Genomic DNA, 18,045 nt, shown 5'->3' on the forward strand with positions numbered 1-18,045 from the left:
CTGTCGCGGCGGGCGCTCGACGCGCGAAATGTCGTGTTCGTCCCTAGGGTCCGAGGTGGCCGAGAACCGGCCCGGACACCTTGGGAGGACACATGCGCACCCTGAAGATCCAGAGCTCCTTGCGGACGCTGGCCGTCGCGCTCGGCGTCGCCGCCTCGGCCGCCCTGACCCCCGGCGTCGCGACCGCCGGCGAGACGCCCGCCGACGGGCCGACCCGAGGCGCCTGCGGCTACGCCCCGCTCGAGGACCAGACCTACTCCACCTGGACCGGGCTGCCCCAGGACCCGGCCCGCACGCCCGCCCGCGGCACCCTGGGCTTCACCCTCCAGACCAACCACGGCGACATCCCGGTCGTGCTCGACCGCGCGCTGGCGCCGTGCACCGTGCAGAGCTTCGCGTTCCTGACGCACCAGAAGTACTTCGACGGCACCGACTGCCACCGCCTCACCGCCTACCAGACGCCGCCGTTCGCGTTGTCGGTCCTGCAGTGCGGCGACCCGCTCGGCACCGGCTGGGGCGACCCCGGCTACGCGTTCGAGGACGAGCTCGACTCGGCCCGGGCGCTCGAGAACTGGCCCGGCTTCCCCGACGGCAGCCGCAAGAGCTACCCGCGCGGCACGCTCGCGATGGCCAACGGCGGCCCCGACACGAACGGCAGCCAGTTCTTCCTCGTCTACCGGGACTCGCGCCTGCGGCCCGACTACACGGTCTTCGGCCACGTGACCGACGAGGGCATGCGGGTGCTCGACGAGATCGCCGCGGGTGGCATCGACCCCGGCACCGAGGGCACACCCGAGGACGGCGCCCCGGCCCACCGGGTCACCATCGAGCGCGCCAAGAGCGGTCGCTGACCCCGGTTCCCAGTCCCGCTCGCACCCAGCTCCCAGCCCACGAGGTGGCGGCCCGTGGCTGGGAGCTGGGCCCGCGGCATACGGTGGGGCCATGCGCGTCTTGGTCACCGGCGGTGCCGGGTACATCGGGTCCCACACCGTCGTCCAGCTGAGGGCGGCCGGCCACGAGGTCGTCGTCGTCGACAACTTCTCCAACGCCAAGCCCACCGTGGTGCCGCGACTGGAGGCCCTGACCGGCGGGCCGCTGGAGGTCCACGCGTTCGACCTCACCGACCGCGACAAGGTCGAGTCGCTGTTCGCCGAGCGCAAGTTCGACGCGGTCGTGCACTTCGCGGGGCTCAAGGCCGTCGGCGAGAGCGTCGAGGTGCCGCTGGAGTACTACCAGACCAACCTCGACTCGACCTTCGCCCTGGTGCGCGCGATGCAACGGCACGGCTGCTTCCGGCTGGTCTTCTCCTCGTCGGCGACGGTCTACGGCGAGAGCGCGACCCCGCCGTTCACCGAGGACCTGCCGACCTCCGCGACCAACCCGTACGGCTGGACCAAGGTGATGATCGAGCAGGTGCTGCGCGACGTCGCCCGCACCGACGAGCGCTGGCGGATCGCGTTGCTGCGCTACTTCAACCCGGTCGGCGCGCACGAGTCGGGGACCATCGGCGAGGACCCCTCGGGCACTCCGAACAACCTGATGCCGTTCATCGCCCAGGTGGCGGTCGGCAAGCTGGAGAAGCTCTTCGTCTTCGGCGACGACTACGACACCCCCGACGGCACCGCGCTGCGTGACTACATCCACGTCGAGGACCTCGCCTCCGGGCACCTCGCGGCGCTGACCAAGCTGGGCTCGACCGACGAGCGGGTGTCCACCTGGAACCTCGGCACCGGCCACGGCACGTCGGTGCTCGAGGTGCTGCACGCCTTCGAGAAGGCCTGTGGCCACGAGCTGCCCCACGAGGTGGTGGGCCGCCGGGCCGGCGACATCGCCGCCTCGTATGCCGACCCGTCCCGGGCCGAGCGCGAGCTCGGCTGGAAGGCGACGCGGACCATCGAGGACATGTGCGTCGACCAGTGGCGCTGGCAGCGCGGCAACCCGCTCGGCTACCCCGACTGAGCGGCTACCCCGACTGAGCGGTGGCCCGACCCGCGGTGGCCCGACCCGCGGTGGCCCGACCCGCGGTGGCCCGACCCGCGGTGACCGACCGGTGACCTGACCCACACGGGACCTTCGGCCCTGTCGACCTGACTACTACATACCGTAGTATCTACTACGCCATGTAGTAGTCACGTCGACCGCGGAGCCAGGATGGACAACCTCGACCTCGCCCGGTGGCAGTTCGCCATCACCACCGTCTACCACTTCCTCTTCGTACCAGTCACGATCGGGCTGTCCGCCCTGGTCGCGTGGTACCACACCGCCTGGGTCCGCCGCAGGCGCGAGGACGACCTGCGGCTGGCCAAGTTCTTCGGCAAGCTGTTCACGATCAACTTCGCCCTCGGCCTGGTGACCGGCATAGTCCAGGAGTTCCAGTTCGGGATGAACTGGTCGGACTACAGCCGGTTCGTGGGCGACATCTTCGGAGCACCGCTGGCCATCGAGGCGCTGCTGGCGTTCTTCCTCGAGTCGACCTTCCTCGGGCTCTGGATCTTCGGTTGGGGCCGCATCCCCGAGAAGCTCCACGCCGCCTGCATGTGGATCGTCCACATCGGCACGCTGCTGTCGGCCTACTTCATCCTCGCCGCCAACTCGTTCATGCAGAACCCGGTGGGCTACCGCTACAACCCGACGACGCACCGCGCCGAGCTGACCGACTTCGTCGCCGTCCTGACCAACAAGGTCCAGCTCGTGACCTTCCCGCACGTGGTCACGGCGGCCTACATGGTCGGCGGGGCGATGGTCATGGCGGTCGCGCTGTGGCACCTGCGGCGCCGCGACGTGGGCGCGGACGCGGGGATGTACCGCAGGGCGACCCGCCTCGGGGCCAGCGTGGTCCTCGTCGCCGGGCTGGCAGTCGCGGTGACCGGTGACGTCCAGGGCAAGATCATGACCGAGGTCCAGCCGATGAAGATGGCCGCGGCCGAGGCCCTCTACGAGAGCTCGGACGGCAACGCTCCGTTCAGCCTCTTCACGGTCGGGTCGCTCGACGGGTCGGAAGAGAAGTTCGCGATCACCGTGCCCGGGGTCCTGAGCTTCCTCGCGACCGGCCACTTCGACGGCAGCGTCCAGGGCATCAACGAGCTCAAGAAGGAGTACGCGCAGAAGTACGGCACGGGTAGCCCGCTCACCGCCGACGCGACGTACACGCCCAACATCCCGCTGTCCTACTGGAGCTTCCGGCTGATGATCGGGGTCGGCATCCTGGCCGCCCTCATCGCGGCGCTCGCGTTGTGGACCACCCGCGGTGAACGCATCCCCCGGGCCCGCTGGTGGCACTGGGCGATCATGGCCGCGCCGTTGCTGCCGATCCTGGGCAACAGCTTCGGCTGGATCTTCACCGAGGTCGGTCGACAGCCGTGGCTCGTCTTCGGGGTGATGGCGACCAAGACCGGGGTGTCGCCCTCGGTGTCGGCCGGGGAGGTCGTCACGTCGATGGTCGTCTACACCCTGCTCTACGGGCTGCTGGCCGTCGTCGAGGTCAAGCTCTTCCTGACCTACCTGCGGGCGGGCGCGCCGCCCTTCGAGGAGCCGGCCACCCCGGAGACCCACGACGACCAGGCTCCCCTCGCCTTCGCCTACTGACCTGCCGCCCGACCGGCTGGCCGACCCGCCTGCCGACCCGCCGGCCCCCTCACTGCACCTCTCGGAAGGACTTGCACCGCCATGGAACTCAGCACCGTCTGGTTCGTCATCATCGCCATCCTGTGGACCGGCTACTTCGTCCTCGAGGGGTTCGACTTCGGGGTCGGCATGTTGCTCCCCGTCCTCGGCAGGGGTGGCGACGCCGAGACGACCGAGAAGCGCCGCCGGGTGCTCATCAACACGATCGGGCCCGTCTGGGACGGCAACGAGGTGTGGGTGCTGACCGCCGGTGGCGCAACCTTCGCGGCGTTCCCGCACTGGTACGCCACGATGTTCAGCGCCTTCTACCTGCCACTGCTGCTCATCCTCGTCGCCCTCATCGTGCGCAACCTCGGGTTCGACTACCGGGGCAAGCGCGACGACGTGCGCTGGCGGGCCCGCTGGGACGCGGCCATCGTCGTGGGTTCGCTGGTCCCCGCCCTGCTGTGGGGCGTCGCTCTCACCAACGTCGTGCGGGGCCTGCCCATCGACGGTGCCAAGGAGTTCACAGGCAACCTCGTCACCCTGCTGAACCCCGTGTCGCTGCTGGGCGGGCTCGTGACCCTGGGGCTGTTCCTCACCCACGGCGCGCTGTTCGTGGCCCTGAAGACCGACGGCCCGATCCGCTCGGACGCGCGGGACATCGCCACCCGCACCGGTGTCGTCACGGCAGTCCTCGCCGTGGCACTGCTGGGGATCCTCGGCGCGTCCGGCGGCGACGCCGCCTCGTGGGTCACGACGGTGCTCGCCGCACTCGCCCTGGTGGGAGCGCTGGCGGCCAACCTGCGCGGCCGCGAGGGATGGGCCTTCGTGGGCACCTTCGTCACCATCGCGATGGCGGTGGCGACCTACTTCCTCCTGCTGTTCCCCGACGTGATGCCCAGCAGCACCGACGCCGCCTGGTCGCTCACCACCGCCAACGCCTCCAGCACCCCCTACACGCTGAAGATCATGACGTGGGTCGCGGTGGTCTTCACGCCGATCGTCCTGCTCTACCAGTCGTGGACCTACTGGGTCTTCCGCAAGCGCATCGGCACCCAGCACATCCCCGCGGTGGCGAGCCACTGATGCGTCCGTTCGACCCGGCCGTGCTGCGCGCGGTGCCGCAGGCCCGGCGCCCGCTCGGGCTGCTCGCCGCGGTCGGGGTGGCGCAGGGCGTGGCGACGGTCGCCACCGCCTTCGCGCTCACCTCGCTCGTGGTCGCGGTGGTGCGCGGCGAGCCGGTGGCCCGGCCCGCGGCATACCTGGTCGTGGTCCTGCTGGTGCGCGCGGTGCTGTCGTTCGTCGGGGAGACGGTCGCCGCGTCGGCGGGCACCACGGTGAGCAGCGCGGTGCGGGAGCAGCTGCTGACCCGGTGGCTCTCGGCTCCGGCGGAGGACCGACCCAGCACCGCGCACGCGGTGACGCTCGCCTCCCAGGGTGCCGCCAGCGTGGAGCCGTATGTCGCGCGCTTCCTCCCGGCGCTGGTCACGGCCGCGGTCGTGCCCGTCCTGGCGGTGGTGACCCTGGCGCTCGTCGACTGGCCGAGCGCCCTCGTGGTGGTGCTGACCCTGCCGTTGCTGCCGCTCTTCGCGGCCCTGATCGGGGCGACCACCCGGGACGCCACCGAACGCCGCTGGGGTGCGCTGGCCGACCTCTCCGGCCACTTCCTCGACGTGGTGCGGGGGCTCCCGACCCTGGTGGCGTACGGGCGGGGCGAGCGGCAGGTGCAGACGATCCGAGACGTGAGCCAGCGGCACCGTCGCGCCACGATGGCGACCCTGCGACTGGCCTTCCTCAGCTCGGCGGCCCTGGAGCTGCTGGCCACGATCTGCGTGGCCATCGTGGCCGTGACCGTGGGGTTGCGGCTGTCGCACGGGTCGGTCGACCTCGCGACCGGGCTGCTGGCGATCCTGCTCGCGCCGGAGGCGTACTGGCCGATCCGCCGGGTGGGGGCCGAGTTCCACAGCGCAGCCGATGGCGCCGCGGCGCTGGCGACGGCGCTTCCCCAGCTCGCGGCGCCGCAGCCCGCGGCCCCGGAGCTCGGGGCCCCGGAGCTCGGTGCCCCGGCCCCGACCCATCGGCCGGGGGTCGTCATCGCCCGCGGGCTCTCCTACCGCTACCCGGGGTCGGACACGCCGGCGCTGGAGGGGGTCGACCTCACCGCGTCCACCGGGCTGACCGTCGTCACCGGGCCGTCGGGGTCTGGCAAGTCCACCCTGCTGGAGCTCCTCGCGGGGCTGCGCACCCCGACGGCCGGTGACGTCCGCACCGGATCGGTCCACCTGGTCACGCAGCGTCCGTTCCTCACCGTCGGCAGCCTCCGCGAGAACCTCACGCTCGGAGCGGGCCAGGTCACCGACGCCGCCATCTGGGAGTCGCTGCGCGCCGTGGGTCTGGACGGCGTGGTCGCCGCCCAGCCCGACGGGCTGCAGACCGCGCTCGGTGACGACGGCCGCGGCTTCTCCGCCGGGCAGCGCGCCCGGCTGGTGCTCGCCCGGGCCAAGCTCTCGCCCGCCGACGTGCTCCTGCTCGACGAGCCGACCGCCCACCTCGACGACGAGTCGGTCGCCGTGGCCCACCGCGTCATCCTCGAGCTGGCCCGGCAGCGCTGCGTCGTGGCCGTCACCCACCGCGCGGAGCTCCTGGCCCTGACCGGCCACCACGTCACCCTCCGAGCGACCACCACCGCGCGGGCGGTCACGGCATGACCATCTCCGCGCCCCGCCTCTCCGCCCGCGTCTCGCTCCGCCGCGCGCCGCGCAGCTCGCCTCGCCGCGCGCCGCGCCTCTCGCCCCGCATCGCCGCCGCCGGCGCCCTCGGCGCCACCGCGCTCGGCTCAGGGGTCGCCCTGACCGCGACCTCGGGCTGGCTCGTGGTCCGCGCCAGCGAGCGCCCGGTGATCCTCACCCTCCTGACCGCGATCGTGGCCGTCCGGACCTTCGGCATGGCGCGTCCGGTCTTCCGCTACTGGGAGCGGCTGCGGTCGCACGACGCCGCCCTCGACGACCTCGCGACGGCCCGCACCGAGGTGTATGCCGCGCTGGTGCCCCTCACGCCCGCGCGGCTCCCGCGCCGCGGCCGGGCCGCCATGCTGGCGGGGGTCGTCGACGACCTGACCGAGCGGGTGGAGGCGCAGGTGCGGGTCACCGTGCCGATCGTCACGACCGCGCTCGCGGGCCTCGCGACCGTGGTGCTCTGCGCGTGGGTCGAGCCGGCAGCCGGCCTCGTCGTCGCCGGGCTCCTGCTCGTGGCGGGACTGACGACGCTGCTCGCCCGGCGCGTGGAGACCCGGTCGATGGACGCCCTGGTGGCCGCCCGCGACGACGTGGCCCGCGTGACCGAGCTGGTCGCCAGCCAGTCCCTCGACCTGCAGGCCGTCGGCGCCGGCGCCGAGGCGGTCGGGTGGGTGCGGGACGCCCAGCGCCGGGTGGCCGACGCGACCCGGGTCCAGAGTCGCGGACGCGCGCTGGCCACCGGTGCCCTGCCGCTCGCGACGGCCCTGGCGACCGTGGGGTGCGCCCTGGTCGCGACGCGCACGGACCACAGCGCGCCGGTCTCGGCGCTGCTCGTGTTGGCCCCGTTCGCGCTGGCGGAGGTGTTCACCGCGTTGCCGGAGGCGGCTCGGGCGTGGGCCCGCTCCGGCGCTGCCGACCGCCGGCTGACGGCACTGCTCGACGAACGACCCGCCGTCGCCGTCCTGCCACCCGCCACTGGAGCGTCCGCCGTGCCTTCCACCGAGGCGTCCGCCGCGCCTTCCACCGAGGCGTCCGCCGTGCCTTCCACCGTGCTTGCCACGGAGGCGCCCGCCGTGCCTTCCACCGAGCCCGCCACCGACGTCCCACACCTTCGGCTCCGGGGCCTGGGGGCCTCGTGGGACGGCCGCCGGCAGGCCCTGCAGGACGCAGACCTGGAGGTGCCACGCGGCCAGGTCGTCGCGGTCACCGGCCCCAGCGGCTGCGGCAAGTCGACCCTCCTCGCCGTCCTCGCCCGGCAGCTCGACCCGCACGCGGGGAGCTACCTGGTCGACGGGCAGGACGCCCTCGGGCTCCCGGTGGAGCGGGTGCGCGGGCTCTTCGCGGTGGTCGACGACGAGCCCCACGTCTTCGCCACGACGCTGCGCGAGAACCTGCGGCTGGCCCGGCCCGCGGCGACCGACCCGGACCTCGTCGAAGCCCTGGTCGCGGCCGGGTTGGACGGCTGGCAGGCAGGCCTGCCCGACGGGCTGGACACCCGGCTCGGCGCGGGCGGCCGCGGGCTGAGCGGCGGGGAGCGGGCCCGGCTGTCGATCGCGCGAGCGCTGCTGTCACAGCGCCCGGTGCTCCTCCTCGACGAGCCCGTGGCCCACCTCGACCACCCGACCGCGCTGGCCGTGATGGCGGACCTGCTGGCCGCTCGCGGCGAGCGCAGCGTGGTGGTGGTGAGCCACCGACCCGAAGGGCTGGCCGAGGCACACGGCATCATGGACCTGACCGGGACCACCACGGTCCCCGAGGCCGTGCCGACCCTGCAGTGAACGGAATGAGGTGACGCTGACGATGCACCGCAAGGCGATGAACACGCTGGGCGACCTCGAACGGGCCGTGATGGAGCAGGTCTGGCGGGCCGCCGAGGAGGACCGGGCTCCCGTGTCGGTGCGGGACGTCCACGACGCGCTGGTGACCAGCCGCCACCTCGCCTACACGACCGTGATGACGGTGATGGGTCGGCTGGCGGACGCCGGGCTGCTGACCCAGGAGCGCAGCGGCCGCGCCTACCGCTACTCCCCCGCAGGCTCCCGCGAGGAGCTGACCGCCTCGACCATGCTCGACCAGCTGCACGGCATGGGCACCACCGACCGACGCTCCGCGATGCTGCACTTCCTCGGCGACGCCTCACCCGAGGAGATCGCCGACCTCAAGGCCGCGCTCGCCGAGGTGGAGGCACGGCACGGCGCCGACTCGCGGGCGAAGGCACCCTGAGCAGCACCCTCGCCGCGGCCGGACTGGCGGTCCTGGCGCTCGGCCTGACCGGCCCCGCTCCGCGCGTCATGACCCGGCTCGTCGGCTTCCGGCGCGCGCCGAGGGAGGCGCTGTTGGTGTGGCAGGCCGTCTCGCTCGCGGGCGTCGTCGCCGCCCTCGCGGTGGCACCCGCCGCGACCCTGTCCACCACGCTCCCGCGGTGGGGGGTGGTCCTCGCGACCGGCTTCAGCGCCGCCATGCTCGTCCGCCTGCTCTGGTCAGGTCACACCATCGGCACCGGGCTGCGCGCCCAGCGCCGGGGGCACCGCACCCTCGTCGACGCGTTGGGGACCGACACCGGCGACCACGTGCGCGTGCTCGCGCACCCCACGCCGACGGCATACTGCCTGCCCGGCCTGCGGCGACGGGTGGTGCTCACCGAGGGCACCCTCGCGACGCTCCCGCCCGAGGAGCTGGCCGCGGTGATGGCCCACGAACGCGCCCACCTGCGGGCCCGGCACGACCTGGTGCTCGAGTTCTTCACCGTGCTGCACCGGGCGGTCCCGGGCCGCCTCCGGGCCGCCCCGGCGCTGCGCGAGGTGCACCTGCTCATCGAGGTGCTGGCGGACCGCGTCGCCCGTCGGGCGGTGGGTCCCGTGCCGCTCGCGCGGGCGCTGGTCGCGCTCGCGGCCGGGAGCCACCCCGACACCGCCCTCGGGGCCACCGAGGACCGCGCGACCACCGCGGCCCGGATGCGGCTGCTGGCCGAGCCCCCCGCGCCGGGGTGGCTCCGGGCGTCGATGCTGGCCTTCGCCGCGGGCGTCCTCGCCGCCCCCGTGGCCCTGCTCGTCGTCGCCGTGGGTTGAATGGAGGCATGGCAACCGAGCGTCCCTACCGCGTGACCGTCGTGTGCACCGGCAACATCTGTCGCTCGCCGATGGGCGAGTTCGTCCTGCGCGAGCGCTTCGAGGACGCCGGACTCGGCGACCGGGTCGTCGTCGACTCGGCGGGCACCCACTCGTGGGAGGTCGGCAACCCGGCCGACCCGCGGACCCTCGCGGTGCTGGCACGCAACGGGCACGACGACTTCGGCGGTCGTGACCACGTGGCCCGCCGCTTCGAGCGGTCCTGGCTCGACGACGTCGACCTGGTGCTCGCCGCCGACGCCGGTCACCTGCGCGAGCTGACCAGGCTCGCGCGCACCGAGAGCCAGCGCGCCAAGCTGCGGCTGTTCCGGGAGTTCGACCCGGCCGCCGAGCGCGGCGGCCACCTCGACATGGACGACCCCTACTACGGCGACGACACCGCCTTCGACCGGACCTACGCGGAGGTGGTGGCGGCGGCCGACGGCATCGTCGAGCACGTGCGCCAGGCACTCGACACCCGGAATAGTTGAATATCGAACTATTGTTGAGCGGTCATGACGACGAACAGCACGCCCTTCGCCCTCCGGCTCGACTGGGCCCGAAGCCTCTTCGACCGCGGCGACTTCAGCGCTGCCGCCACCGCGCTGCGCGAGCTCGTCGACGAGTCCGGCAGCGCCGAGCACCTGCACGGCACGGCCGACCTGCGGATGCTGCTGGCCCGCGCCTACTTCGGGTCGGCCCAGCTGGGTCGGGCCGAGACCGAGCTGCGCGCACTGGTCGAGGACGCCCCTGACGACGGTTACCTGCACCTGCTGCTGGGCCGCACCCTCCAGCGCCAGCGTCGGCACGCCGACGCGCAGCGCCACCTGGCGCTGGCCGAGGTGCTCGGGGACTACGAGCGTCCGGCCGCCTACGGTGGCCCCACGCCCGTGCCGACCAGCTGAGACCGTGCCGACGAAGTGAGCCCGCGATGACCGACTACGGACAGGACCTCCAGTTCGGGATCTTCCCGAGCCCGGACGCCGCCCACGCCGACCTCGTCCTCGAGCTCAGCGCGGCTGCCGACGTGGCCGGGCTCGACCTCGTGACGATCCAGGACCACCCCTACCAGGCCAAGCACCTCGACACCTGGACGCTGTTGTCGGTCATCGCGGCGCGCACCACCTCGGTGCGCGTCGCCCCCAACGTCGCCAACCTCCCGCTGCGCCCCCCGGTCGTCCTGGCGCGCAGCGTGGCGACCCTCGACCGGCTCAGCGGTGGGCGGGTCGAGCTGGGGCTGGGCACCGGCGCGTTCTTCGACGCCATCGTCGTGGCCGGCGGCACTCGGCTGACCCCCGGCGAGTCGATCGAGTCGCTCACCGAGGCGATGGCGGTCATCCGGGCGGTCTGGGCCGGCGAGGGCGCCCCCACCGTGCGGGTCGAGGGCAAGCACCACCGCGTCGTCGGGCTGCACCCCGGACCGGCCCCCGCGCACCCGGTCGAGATCTGGCTGGGCGCCTACAAGCCGCGCATGCTGCGCCTCACCGGGCGGTCCGCGGACGGCTGGCTGCCGAGCATGGGGTATGCCGCGCCGGACGCCCTGCGCGAGCTCAACCGGACCATCGACGACGCAGCCACCCAGGCAGGGCGCGACCCGGCCTCGGTCCGCCGGCTCTACAACATCCACGGACGGTTCGGGGCGGACGGCGGGACGCGCGGGGGTTCGATGCTCCAGGGTTCGCCGCGAGAGTGGGCCGAGCAGCTCGCCGAGCTCACCCTCACCGAGGGCATGAGCACCTACATCCTGGCCGTCGACACCATCGACCAGGTCGAACGCTTCGCCCACGAGGTCGCGCCGGCAGTGCGCGAGCTGGTCGACGACGAGCGCGCACGGCGCAGCACCGCGGTCGCCGGGGAGGCGACACCCGCGGAGGCGGTGAGCACCCGGCATACCCTCGACTCGGCGGTGGCGGAACGCCAGGAAGACGTTGCAGCGGAACGACTTTCATCACCATCACCCTCAGCGTCGGACGACGCCACGCCGCGCCATTCGGGCGCGGGAGCGCACCTCGTCGAGGTGCACGACGGCCTCCGGGCCGAGCTGACCCGACTGCGCGACATCGTCGAGCAGGTGGTGGCCGGCGAGGAACAGGCCCATCGCGCGCGCAACGCCATCAACGAGCTGACCATGCGCCAGAACAACTGGACGCTGGGCGCCTACTGCGCGCAGTACTGCCGGTTCGTCACCGGCCACCACGGCCTGGAGGACCGGTCGGTGTTCCCGCACCTGCGCCGCAGCGACCCGGCGCTCACGCCGGTGCTCGACCGGCTGGAGTCCGAGCACCTGGTCATCCACGACGTGCTCGAACAGCTCGACGAGGCACTGGTCGGGCTGGTGTCGGGCACTGCTTCCACCAACGGCGGGGGCACGGCCGAGCTGAAGCGGGTCGTCGACCTCCTGTCGTCGACCCTGCTCGAGCACCTCGCCTTCGAGGAGGACGAGCTGGTGTCGGCCCTGGACCGGTACGGCTTCGCCTGACCTGGCCCCGTCTGCCGGTCGCGGGGTACGGTCCGCTCGTGGGCACGATGGACGAGCAGTCTGACCGACGCCTGCTCGCGGTGCTCCGCGCCGGGGACGTCGAGGCCCTGCGCGAGCTGCTGGCTGCCGAGCCCGGGCGCGCGTCCGCTGGGCTGCGCCCGTCTCCCGGGCATCCCCGGGGCGCGTCCCCGCTGGGGTTCGTGGCGATGCTTCGCTTCGACCCGGCGACCGGCGTCTGGGGCGACGTGCCGGGGGCCGGTGACCTGGCGCGAGCGCTGGTCGAGGCCGGAGCGCCGGTCGACGGCGAGGTCGGCGACGCGGAGACGCCGCTGATCACGGCGGCGAGCTACGGAGACGCCGCCGTGGCGGCCGAGCTGCTGTCGGCGGGCGCCGACCTCGACGCCCGGTCCTCCGCCCAGGGCGGGGGCGTGCCCGAGGCGACGGCCCTGCTCCACGCCGCCGTCTTCGGCATGACCTCGGTCGTCGACGTCCTCGTCGCGGCCGGCGCCACCCCGGGGTCGGTCGAGGAGGCAGCGGCCGTCGGCGATGTCAGCGGGTTCATCGAGGGGGCCGACGAGCAGGCCCGGCTGCGCGCCCTCGTGATGGCGGCCGACCACCAGCGCCTCGACGTGGTCGACGACCTCGTCGCCGCAGGCACTCCGGTGGATCGGGCCGACGCCGTCTGGGGACGCCATCCACTGCGACTCGCCGCCGCGGGTGGCCGCGACCGGTCGGTCGCACACCTGCTCGCGCTCGGCGCCGACCCTCAGGGGGTCGACGACGACGGCGCGAGCGCCCTCGAGCTGTGCCGGGCCGCGCGCGCGAGCCACCGCGACCAGCTCGGCTTCGACCGGGTCGAGGCGCTCCTCTCGGCGAGCTGACCCAGCGCGACCCTGCGCGACCCCTGCGCGACCCAGCGCGACCCGGCGCGACGGGGCTCAGTCGGTCGAGGCAGGGGCGATGTCCCGGTGCCGCTGGCCCACTCCGGCGGTCCCGTACGGGTAGTCGTCGGCGTGCGGTGCGCTGACCGCACCCAGCCGGTCGAGCTGCTCCGTGGACAGGTCGAGGTCGGCCGCGGCGAGGTTGTCGGTGAGCTGCTCGACGGTGCGCGCGCCGAGGATCACCGAGGTCACGGCCGGCTGGGCGCCGACCCAGGCGAGTGCCACCTGCGCCGACGTCACGCCCGCCTCCGAGGCGACCTCGCCGACCGCGTCGATGACGGCCCAGGTGCGCTCCTGCCGGTTGCGCGGCCCCCAGGCCTCCATGCCGCGCTCGGGGTCCTCCCCCAACCGCGACTGGCCGGTGGGGGTGGTGTCGCGCTGGTACTTGCCGGTGAGCCAACCTCCGGCGAGCGGCGACCACGGGAGCAGCCCGAGGCCGCCGTCCAGGCAGGCCGGCACGACCTCGTGCTCGATGTCGCGGACCAGCAGGTTGTACTGCGGCTGCAGGGTCACCGGCGCGGTCCAGCCGTGCTCGCGAGCCACGTGGACGGCCTTGGTGACCTGGTAGCCCAGGTAGTTGGAGAAGCCGTAGTAGGAGATCTTCCCGGCGCTGACGGCGTCGTCGAGGAACCGCAGCGTCTCCTCGATCGGGGTCACCGCATCCCACGCGTGCATCTGGTAGAGGTCGATGTGCTCGACCCCCAGGCGCCGCAGCGAGTCGTCGAGGGCGCGGCGCAGGTGGCGGCGCGAGAGCCCCAGGTCGTTCGCTCCGTCCCCCATCGCGAACCGGCCCTTGGTCGCGACCACGAGGTCCTTGGCGTCCTCTGGGTGGGACGCGAGCCACCGACCGAGGATCTCCTCGGAGACGCCCTTGGAGTAGACGTCGGCGGTGTCGAGGAACGTGCCGCCGGCCTCGACGAACGCCTCGAGGATCGCACCGGACGTCGCCTCGTCCGCCTCCGCGCCGAAGGTCATCGTGCCGAGGCACTGGGTGGAGACGACGGTGCCGCTGGATCCGAGGGTGGTGTATCGCATGCCTCCCACCGTATGCCGCGCCGCAGGCTGGCGCGCGGCCGCGGGCCGGCCGGGGCCGGAGTGGAGCCCGGCACCGGGCGGCGCAGGGTCCGGCGCCGGGCGGCGACCACGCGGCATACCGGTGTCCTGGGGTGGCCGCGCACTCTGGGAGACTGTGGGCCATGGCTTCGCTTGCTGACGCGACCCCGCCCATCGCGCTGGGCGCCCTCGACGGTCGCTACCGCAGTGCGGTGGCTCCCCTCGTCGACCACCTGTCCGAGCCGGCGCTGAACCGCGAGCGCATCCGGGTCGAGGTGGAGTGGTTGATCTTCCTCACCACCCACCAGGTCGTGCCGGGCGTGCGCGCGCTCACCGACGACGAGCAGCGGCAGCTCCGCCAGGTCGTCGACGACTTCGGCGCGGCCGAGATCGAGGAGCTCGCGACGATCGAGCGCGAGACGCAGCACGACGTCAAGGCGGTCGAGTACTTCCTCAAGCGCCGCCTCACCGCGATCGCCCCCGGGGACGAGGACCGCGGGCTCGCCGAGCTGATCCACTTCTGCTGCACCAGCGAGGACATCAACAACCTGTCCTACGCCCTCATGGTCAAGGGCGCGGTCACCGACGTCTGGCACCCGCGGGCCGGCGCTTTCGTCGAGTCGGTCGCGACGATGGCCTCGGACCTGCGCGAGGTGCCTTTGCTGGCACACACCCACGGGCAGCCCGCCACCCCGACCACCATGGGCAAGGAGCTGGCGGTGCTCGCCCACCGGCTCGGACGCCAGCTGCGACGGATCAGGGCGGCCGAGTTCCTCGGCAAGCTCAACGGCGCCACCGGCACCTACGGCGCGCACCTCGCGGCCGTGCCCGGAGCCGACTGGCCGGCGCTCAGCCGCGAGTTCGTCGAATCCCTTGGGCTGCAGTGGAATCCGCTCACCACGCAGATCGAGTCGCATGACTGGCAGGCCGAGCTCTACGCCGACCTCGCGCGGTTCAACCGGATCCTGCACAACCTCTGCACCGACGTCTGGACCTACATCTCGCTCGGCTACTTCGCGCAGGTGCGCGGTCAGGGCACGGTCGGGTCGTCGACGATGCCGCACAAGGTGAACCCGATCCGGTTCGAGAACGCCGAGGCGAACCTCGAGGTGAGCAACGCGCTCTTCGACGTGCTCTCCTCGACCTTGGTCAACAGCCGGCTCCAGCGCGACCTCACCGACTCCTCGATGCAGCGCAACATCGGCGTCGCGTTCGGCCACTCGCTGCTGGCGATCGACAACGCCGCTCGCGGGCTGGCCGGGCTCGACGCGGTGCCGGCGGCCATGGCCGCCGACCTCGACGCCAACTGGGAGGTGCTCGGCGAGCCGGTGCAGTCGGCGATGCGCGCCCTCGGCGCCCAGGGCGTGGCCGGCATGGAGAACCCCTACGAGCGGCTCAAGGAGCTGACCCGTGGTCGCCGCATCACCGGCGACGACCTGCGCGAGTTCGTCGCAGGCCTCGGTCTGCCCGACGACGTCGCCAAGCGGCTGTCCGAGCTGACGCCGCAGACCTACCTCGGCGTGGCCCCCGAGCTGGTCGACTTCCTGGATGTCTGACGACCCCGACTGAGCTCGTGGGGTGACCGGTATGCCGCGTGGTGACCACGCGGCATACCTCTCACGCCTCTGGCCCCGCTCGTCGCCTGCGTGCGACGCTGGACCCATGGTGGCGTTGGGCTGGGTGGTGTTGGCCTTGGTGTTCGTCGACGAGCTGCTGGCTGCGGCAGCCGCGGCGGTGTGGGGCAACCACGAGGGCGGCGTCCTGCTCGCCATCGGCATGGTGCTGGTGGTCATCGGGGTCTGGTGGGTCTTCGCGTCACCGAAGGCGCCGCTCGGGGGCCCGGTGATCCGGCCGGTCACCAAGGTGCTGGTCTTCGGCCTGGCCGGGCTCGGCCTCTGGGCGGTGGGGCAGCACGGGTGGGCGGTCGCGTTCCTCGTCTTCTCCGTGGTGGTGAACGGGCTCGCCCAGCTGCCCTCGATCCAGGCGCTGGTCGGCGACGCCCCGACTCGCGGCCGGCACGAGTCGGCATAGCGTCGCTGCCATGGCCGCACGCAAGGCGAAGCTGGCCGACCTCGCGGAGATCGCGCTCTCGCTCCCCGAGGCCGAGGAAGGGCGGTCGTGGGGCAACCCCGCCTACGTGGTGCGGAAGAAGTCGTTCCTGCACTTCCGTGAGCCGCGACCCGGCGCCCTCGACCCCGAGACCGGCGAGCGGATGCAGGACGTCATCGTCTTCAGCGTGCCTGACCAGAGTGACAAGGAGGCGCTTGTCGACGGTGACGGACCGTGGTTCACCACACCGCACTTCGACGGCTACAACGCGGTCCTGCTCCGCCAGCGTGACCTCGGCCGCCTTACCCGCGCCGAGCTCGCGGAGGTCGTGACGGATGCGTGGGCCGCGCGTGCCCCGAAGAAGCTGGTCGAGGAGTTCTTCGGCGACTGAGCCCTGACGCCGGGAGTTCGCTGGGCATCGAGATCTGTTGCGGCTCAGGCGTTTTCACGTGTGGATTACTGGGTTTGCGTCTTCGAACAGGTGTACGATTGGCCTATGTCAGTCAGCCCGGCAGCCGTGCAGCGCGACGAGGAGCAGCGCGCGCTGTGGGCGCGCACGGCCGAGGTCGCGGGGCGGCTCAACCGGGCTCAGGGCGAGCTCGTCGACCTGGCCGTCGAGCTCATCGAGGGCCAGCACTGGGGTGATGGAGGGTTCCGCTCCCCGGAGCACTACTTCGTCGTCCGTGCCGGTCTGTCGCCGGCGCACGCTCGAGACGTGGTCGCGATCGCCAAACGGCGCCACGAGCTGACCGCTGCTTCCGAGGCCCTGCGGGACGGGCTGCTGTCCCTCGACCAGACCGCGGTGGTCGCCCACCACGCCCCGGCCAGCCACCAGCAGTCAGCGGCCGAGTTCGCCCAGCACGCCACGGTGCCGCAGCTGCGTCGCGCGCTGAGCCGGCACGCCTTCGCCGAGGCTCCGCCGACGGACGCCCAGTCAGCCGAGCGCGCAGCCGCCGACACCGCTCCCACCGACCCGTCTCCCACCGACACGGCGCCCGCCGCTGGACTGCCTGGGCAGGACGAGTCGGAGCGCAGGGCGTGCGCCCGCCCCGACCTGGCGATGCACTACGACGTGGACGGACGGTTCCAGCTGCGTTTCAGCGCGCCGGCACCGGTCGGGGCGCTGGTCGAGCAGGCGATCAAGGAAGCCAAGGACGCCCTGTTCCTCGCCGCGTCCAACGCACCCGAGGACGGTCCCGCACCCCAGCGGGAGGACGGGCCCGTCGGCCAGGCGGTGGATGGCGCGAGCCCGCACCAGTCCGCAGTGTCCCGGGTGCGCGGCCTCGCGGCGACCGACCGCCCCAGCTACGCCGACGCGCTCGAGGAGCTCGCCCGGCGGTCGCTCTCCTCGGTCGCGTCGACCGGTCGGGCCAGCCACTACCGGGTCTACCTGCACCTCTCCACCGACGGCGCGTGGGTCAACGGCGGCGGGGCCATTCCCCAGCGGCTGCTCGACCGGTTCGTCTCCGACGGCGTGCTCCAGCCGGTCTGGGAGACCGAGGGGCGCCCGGTCAGCGTGGGGCGGGCCATGCGGATCCTGCCTCCCCGGTCGCGTCGGCTGATCGAGGACCGCGACCGCGGCTGCCGGTTCCCCGGCTGCACCGCCACCCGGTTCGTCGAGATCCACCACCTGCACGGCTGGGCCGACGGCGGCGCGACCGACGACGACAACCAGGTCAGCCTCTGCCCCTTCCACCACGACGCCATCGGCCGCGGCGACTACCGCATGAGCGGTGACCCCACCCGCCCCGACGGCCTGGTCGTCACCACCCGCCACGGCCTCCCCGTCCGACCGCCCTGCCCCGCTGAGCTCGTCGCACCACCCGGCGGCGACCCGCCCCCACCACCCCACGCCCCGGCATACCAACCTCCGACCGGTGAACGCGCCCGGTGGCACGACATCGAGATCCTCCACGACGAGGCCGCACAGCGGACCCTCACCCTTGTCACGTCGCTCGGCCGTCACGGCGAAGGACCCTCGGGGGACGACCCGCCCTGGCCCGCACGGGACGCCGACGACGAGCTCGTCCTCAGCAGCCTCGGGCCCCGGCGCGGCTAGCTCGGCAAGGCGGCTG

The 18,045-nt window shown here is 73.1% G+C and carries 17 protein-coding genes; 16 read left to right on the forward strand and 1 reads right to left on the reverse strand.

The window, feature by feature from the left end:
* Positions 1 to 92 precede the first annotated feature (92 nt).
* The 12 genes from ABD262_RS12505 to ABD262_RS12560 all read left to right on the forward strand — a co-directional run bounded on the left by ABD262_RS12505 (position 93) and on the right by ABD262_RS12560 (position 12,808).
* Positions 93 to 851, forward strand: a complete 759-nt coding sequence (locus ABD262_RS12505; RefSeq protein WP_344136449.1) for a peptidylprolyl isomerase — start codon at positions 93 to 95, stop codon at positions 849 to 851.
* Between the two features lie 91 nt (positions 852 to 942).
* A complete protein-coding gene (gene galE / locus ABD262_RS12510; protein WP_344136452.1) occupies positions 943 to 1,959 on the forward strand; it encodes a UDP-glucose 4-epimerase GalE in 1,017 nt (338 codons plus the stop codon).
* Positions 1,960 to 2,151: 192 nt separating this feature from the next.
* On the forward strand, positions 2,152 to 3,585 hold the full coding sequence (locus ABD262_RS12515) for a cytochrome ubiquinol oxidase subunit I (protein ID WP_344136455.1): 1,434 nt from the start codon (positions 2,152 to 2,154) through the stop codon (positions 3,583 to 3,585).
* A gap of 81 nt (positions 3,586 to 3,666) precedes the next feature.
* Complete coding sequence (gene cydB / locus ABD262_RS12520) at positions 3,667 to 4,692, forward strand: cytochrome d ubiquinol oxidase subunit II (RefSeq protein ID WP_344136458.1); 1,026 nt, start codon at positions 3,667 to 3,669, stop codon at positions 4,690 to 4,692.
* Positions 4,692 to 6,314, forward strand: coding sequence for a thiol reductant ABC exporter subunit CydD (cydD, locus tag ABD262_RS12525; protein WP_344136461.1), 1,623 nt, complete (start codon positions 4,692 to 4,694; stop codon positions 6,312 to 6,314). The genes cydB and cydD overlap by 1 nt, the downstream gene beginning before the upstream one ends.
* Positions 6,311 to 8,119, forward strand: coding sequence for a thiol reductant ABC exporter subunit CydC (gene cydC, locus ABD262_RS12530; RefSeq protein ID WP_344136464.1), 1,809 nt, complete (start codon positions 6,311 to 6,313; stop codon positions 8,117 to 8,119). Before cydD ends, cydC begins: the two co-directional genes overlap by 4 nt.
* 10 nt (positions 8,120 to 8,129) lie before the next feature.
* A complete protein-coding gene (locus ABD262_RS12535; RefSeq protein ID WP_344136467.1) occupies positions 8,130 to 8,564 on the forward strand; it encodes a BlaI/MecI/CopY family transcriptional regulator in 435 nt (144 codons plus the stop codon).
* 68 nt (positions 8,565 to 8,632) lie between these two features.
* Positions 8,633 to 9,409 carry a M56 family metallopeptidase gene (locus tag ABD262_RS12540; RefSeq protein WP_344136470.1) on the forward strand — a complete coding sequence of 259 codons (777 nt, stop codon included), beginning with the start codon at positions 8,633 to 8,635 and terminating at the stop codon, positions 9,407 to 9,409.
* A gap of 8 nt (positions 9,410 to 9,417) precedes the next feature.
* Complete coding sequence (locus tag ABD262_RS12545) at positions 9,418 to 9,939, forward strand: low molecular weight protein-tyrosine-phosphatase (RefSeq protein WP_344136473.1); 522 nt, start codon at positions 9,418 to 9,420, stop codon at positions 9,937 to 9,939.
* Between the two features lie 24 nt (positions 9,940 to 9,963).
* On the forward strand, positions 9,964 to 10,353 hold the full coding sequence (locus ABD262_RS12550) for a tetratricopeptide repeat protein (RefSeq protein ID WP_344136476.1): 390 nt from the start codon (positions 9,964 to 9,966) through the stop codon (positions 10,351 to 10,353).
* A 26-nt stretch (positions 10,354 to 10,379) separates the two neighbouring features.
* Entirely contained in the window at positions 10,380 to 11,927 is a 1,548-nt protein-coding gene (locus ABD262_RS12555; RefSeq protein WP_344136479.1) for an LLM class flavin-dependent oxidoreductase, read from the forward strand.
* Between the two features lie 47 nt (positions 11,928 to 11,974).
* Complete coding sequence (locus tag ABD262_RS12560; protein WP_344138185.1) at positions 11,975 to 12,808, forward strand: ankyrin repeat domain-containing protein; 834 nt, start codon at positions 11,975 to 11,977, stop codon at positions 12,806 to 12,808.
* Positions 12,809 to 12,865: 57 nt separating this feature from the next.
* Here the strand turns inward: ABD262_RS12560 and ABD262_RS12565 are convergent, their stop codons facing one another.
* Entirely contained in the window at positions 12,866 to 13,903 is a 1,038-nt protein-coding gene (locus ABD262_RS12565) for an aldo/keto reductase (protein WP_344136482.1), read from the reverse strand.
* Positions 13,904 to 14,064: 161 nt separating this feature from the next.
* Here ABD262_RS12565 and purB point away from each other — a divergent pair, with 161 nt between their 5' ends.
* The 4 genes from purB to ABD262_RS12585 all read left to right on the forward strand — a co-directional run bounded on the left by purB (position 14,065) and on the right by ABD262_RS12585 (position 18,029).
* Positions 14,065 to 15,477, forward strand: a complete 1,413-nt coding sequence (gene purB, locus ABD262_RS12570; RefSeq protein WP_344136485.1) for an adenylosuccinate lyase — start codon at positions 14,065 to 14,067, stop codon at positions 15,475 to 15,477.
* Positions 15,478 to 15,583: 106 nt separating this feature from the next.
* Positions 15,584 to 15,952: a DUF2568 domain-containing protein gene (locus tag ABD262_RS12575; protein ID WP_344136487.1), complete on the forward strand. Its 369-nt coding sequence runs from the start codon at positions 15,584 to 15,586 to the stop codon at positions 15,950 to 15,952.
* Positions 15,953 to 15,962: 10 nt separating this feature from the next.
* Entirely contained in the window at positions 15,963 to 16,361 is a 399-nt protein-coding gene (locus ABD262_RS12580) for an MmcQ/YjbR family DNA-binding protein (RefSeq protein ID WP_344136490.1), read from the forward strand.
* A 105-nt stretch (positions 16,362 to 16,466) separates the two neighbouring features.
* A complete protein-coding gene (locus ABD262_RS12585; protein WP_344136493.1) occupies positions 16,467 to 18,029 on the forward strand; it encodes an HNH endonuclease signature motif containing protein in 1,563 nt (520 codons plus the stop codon).
* Positions 18,030 to 18,045: the final 16 nt, after the last annotated feature.

The sequence above is a fragment of the Pedococcus bigeumensis genome (assembly GCF_039531795.1).
Classification (GTDB): Bacteria; Actinomycetota; Actinomycetes; order Actinomycetales; family Dermatophilaceae; genus Pedococcus; species Pedococcus bigeumensis.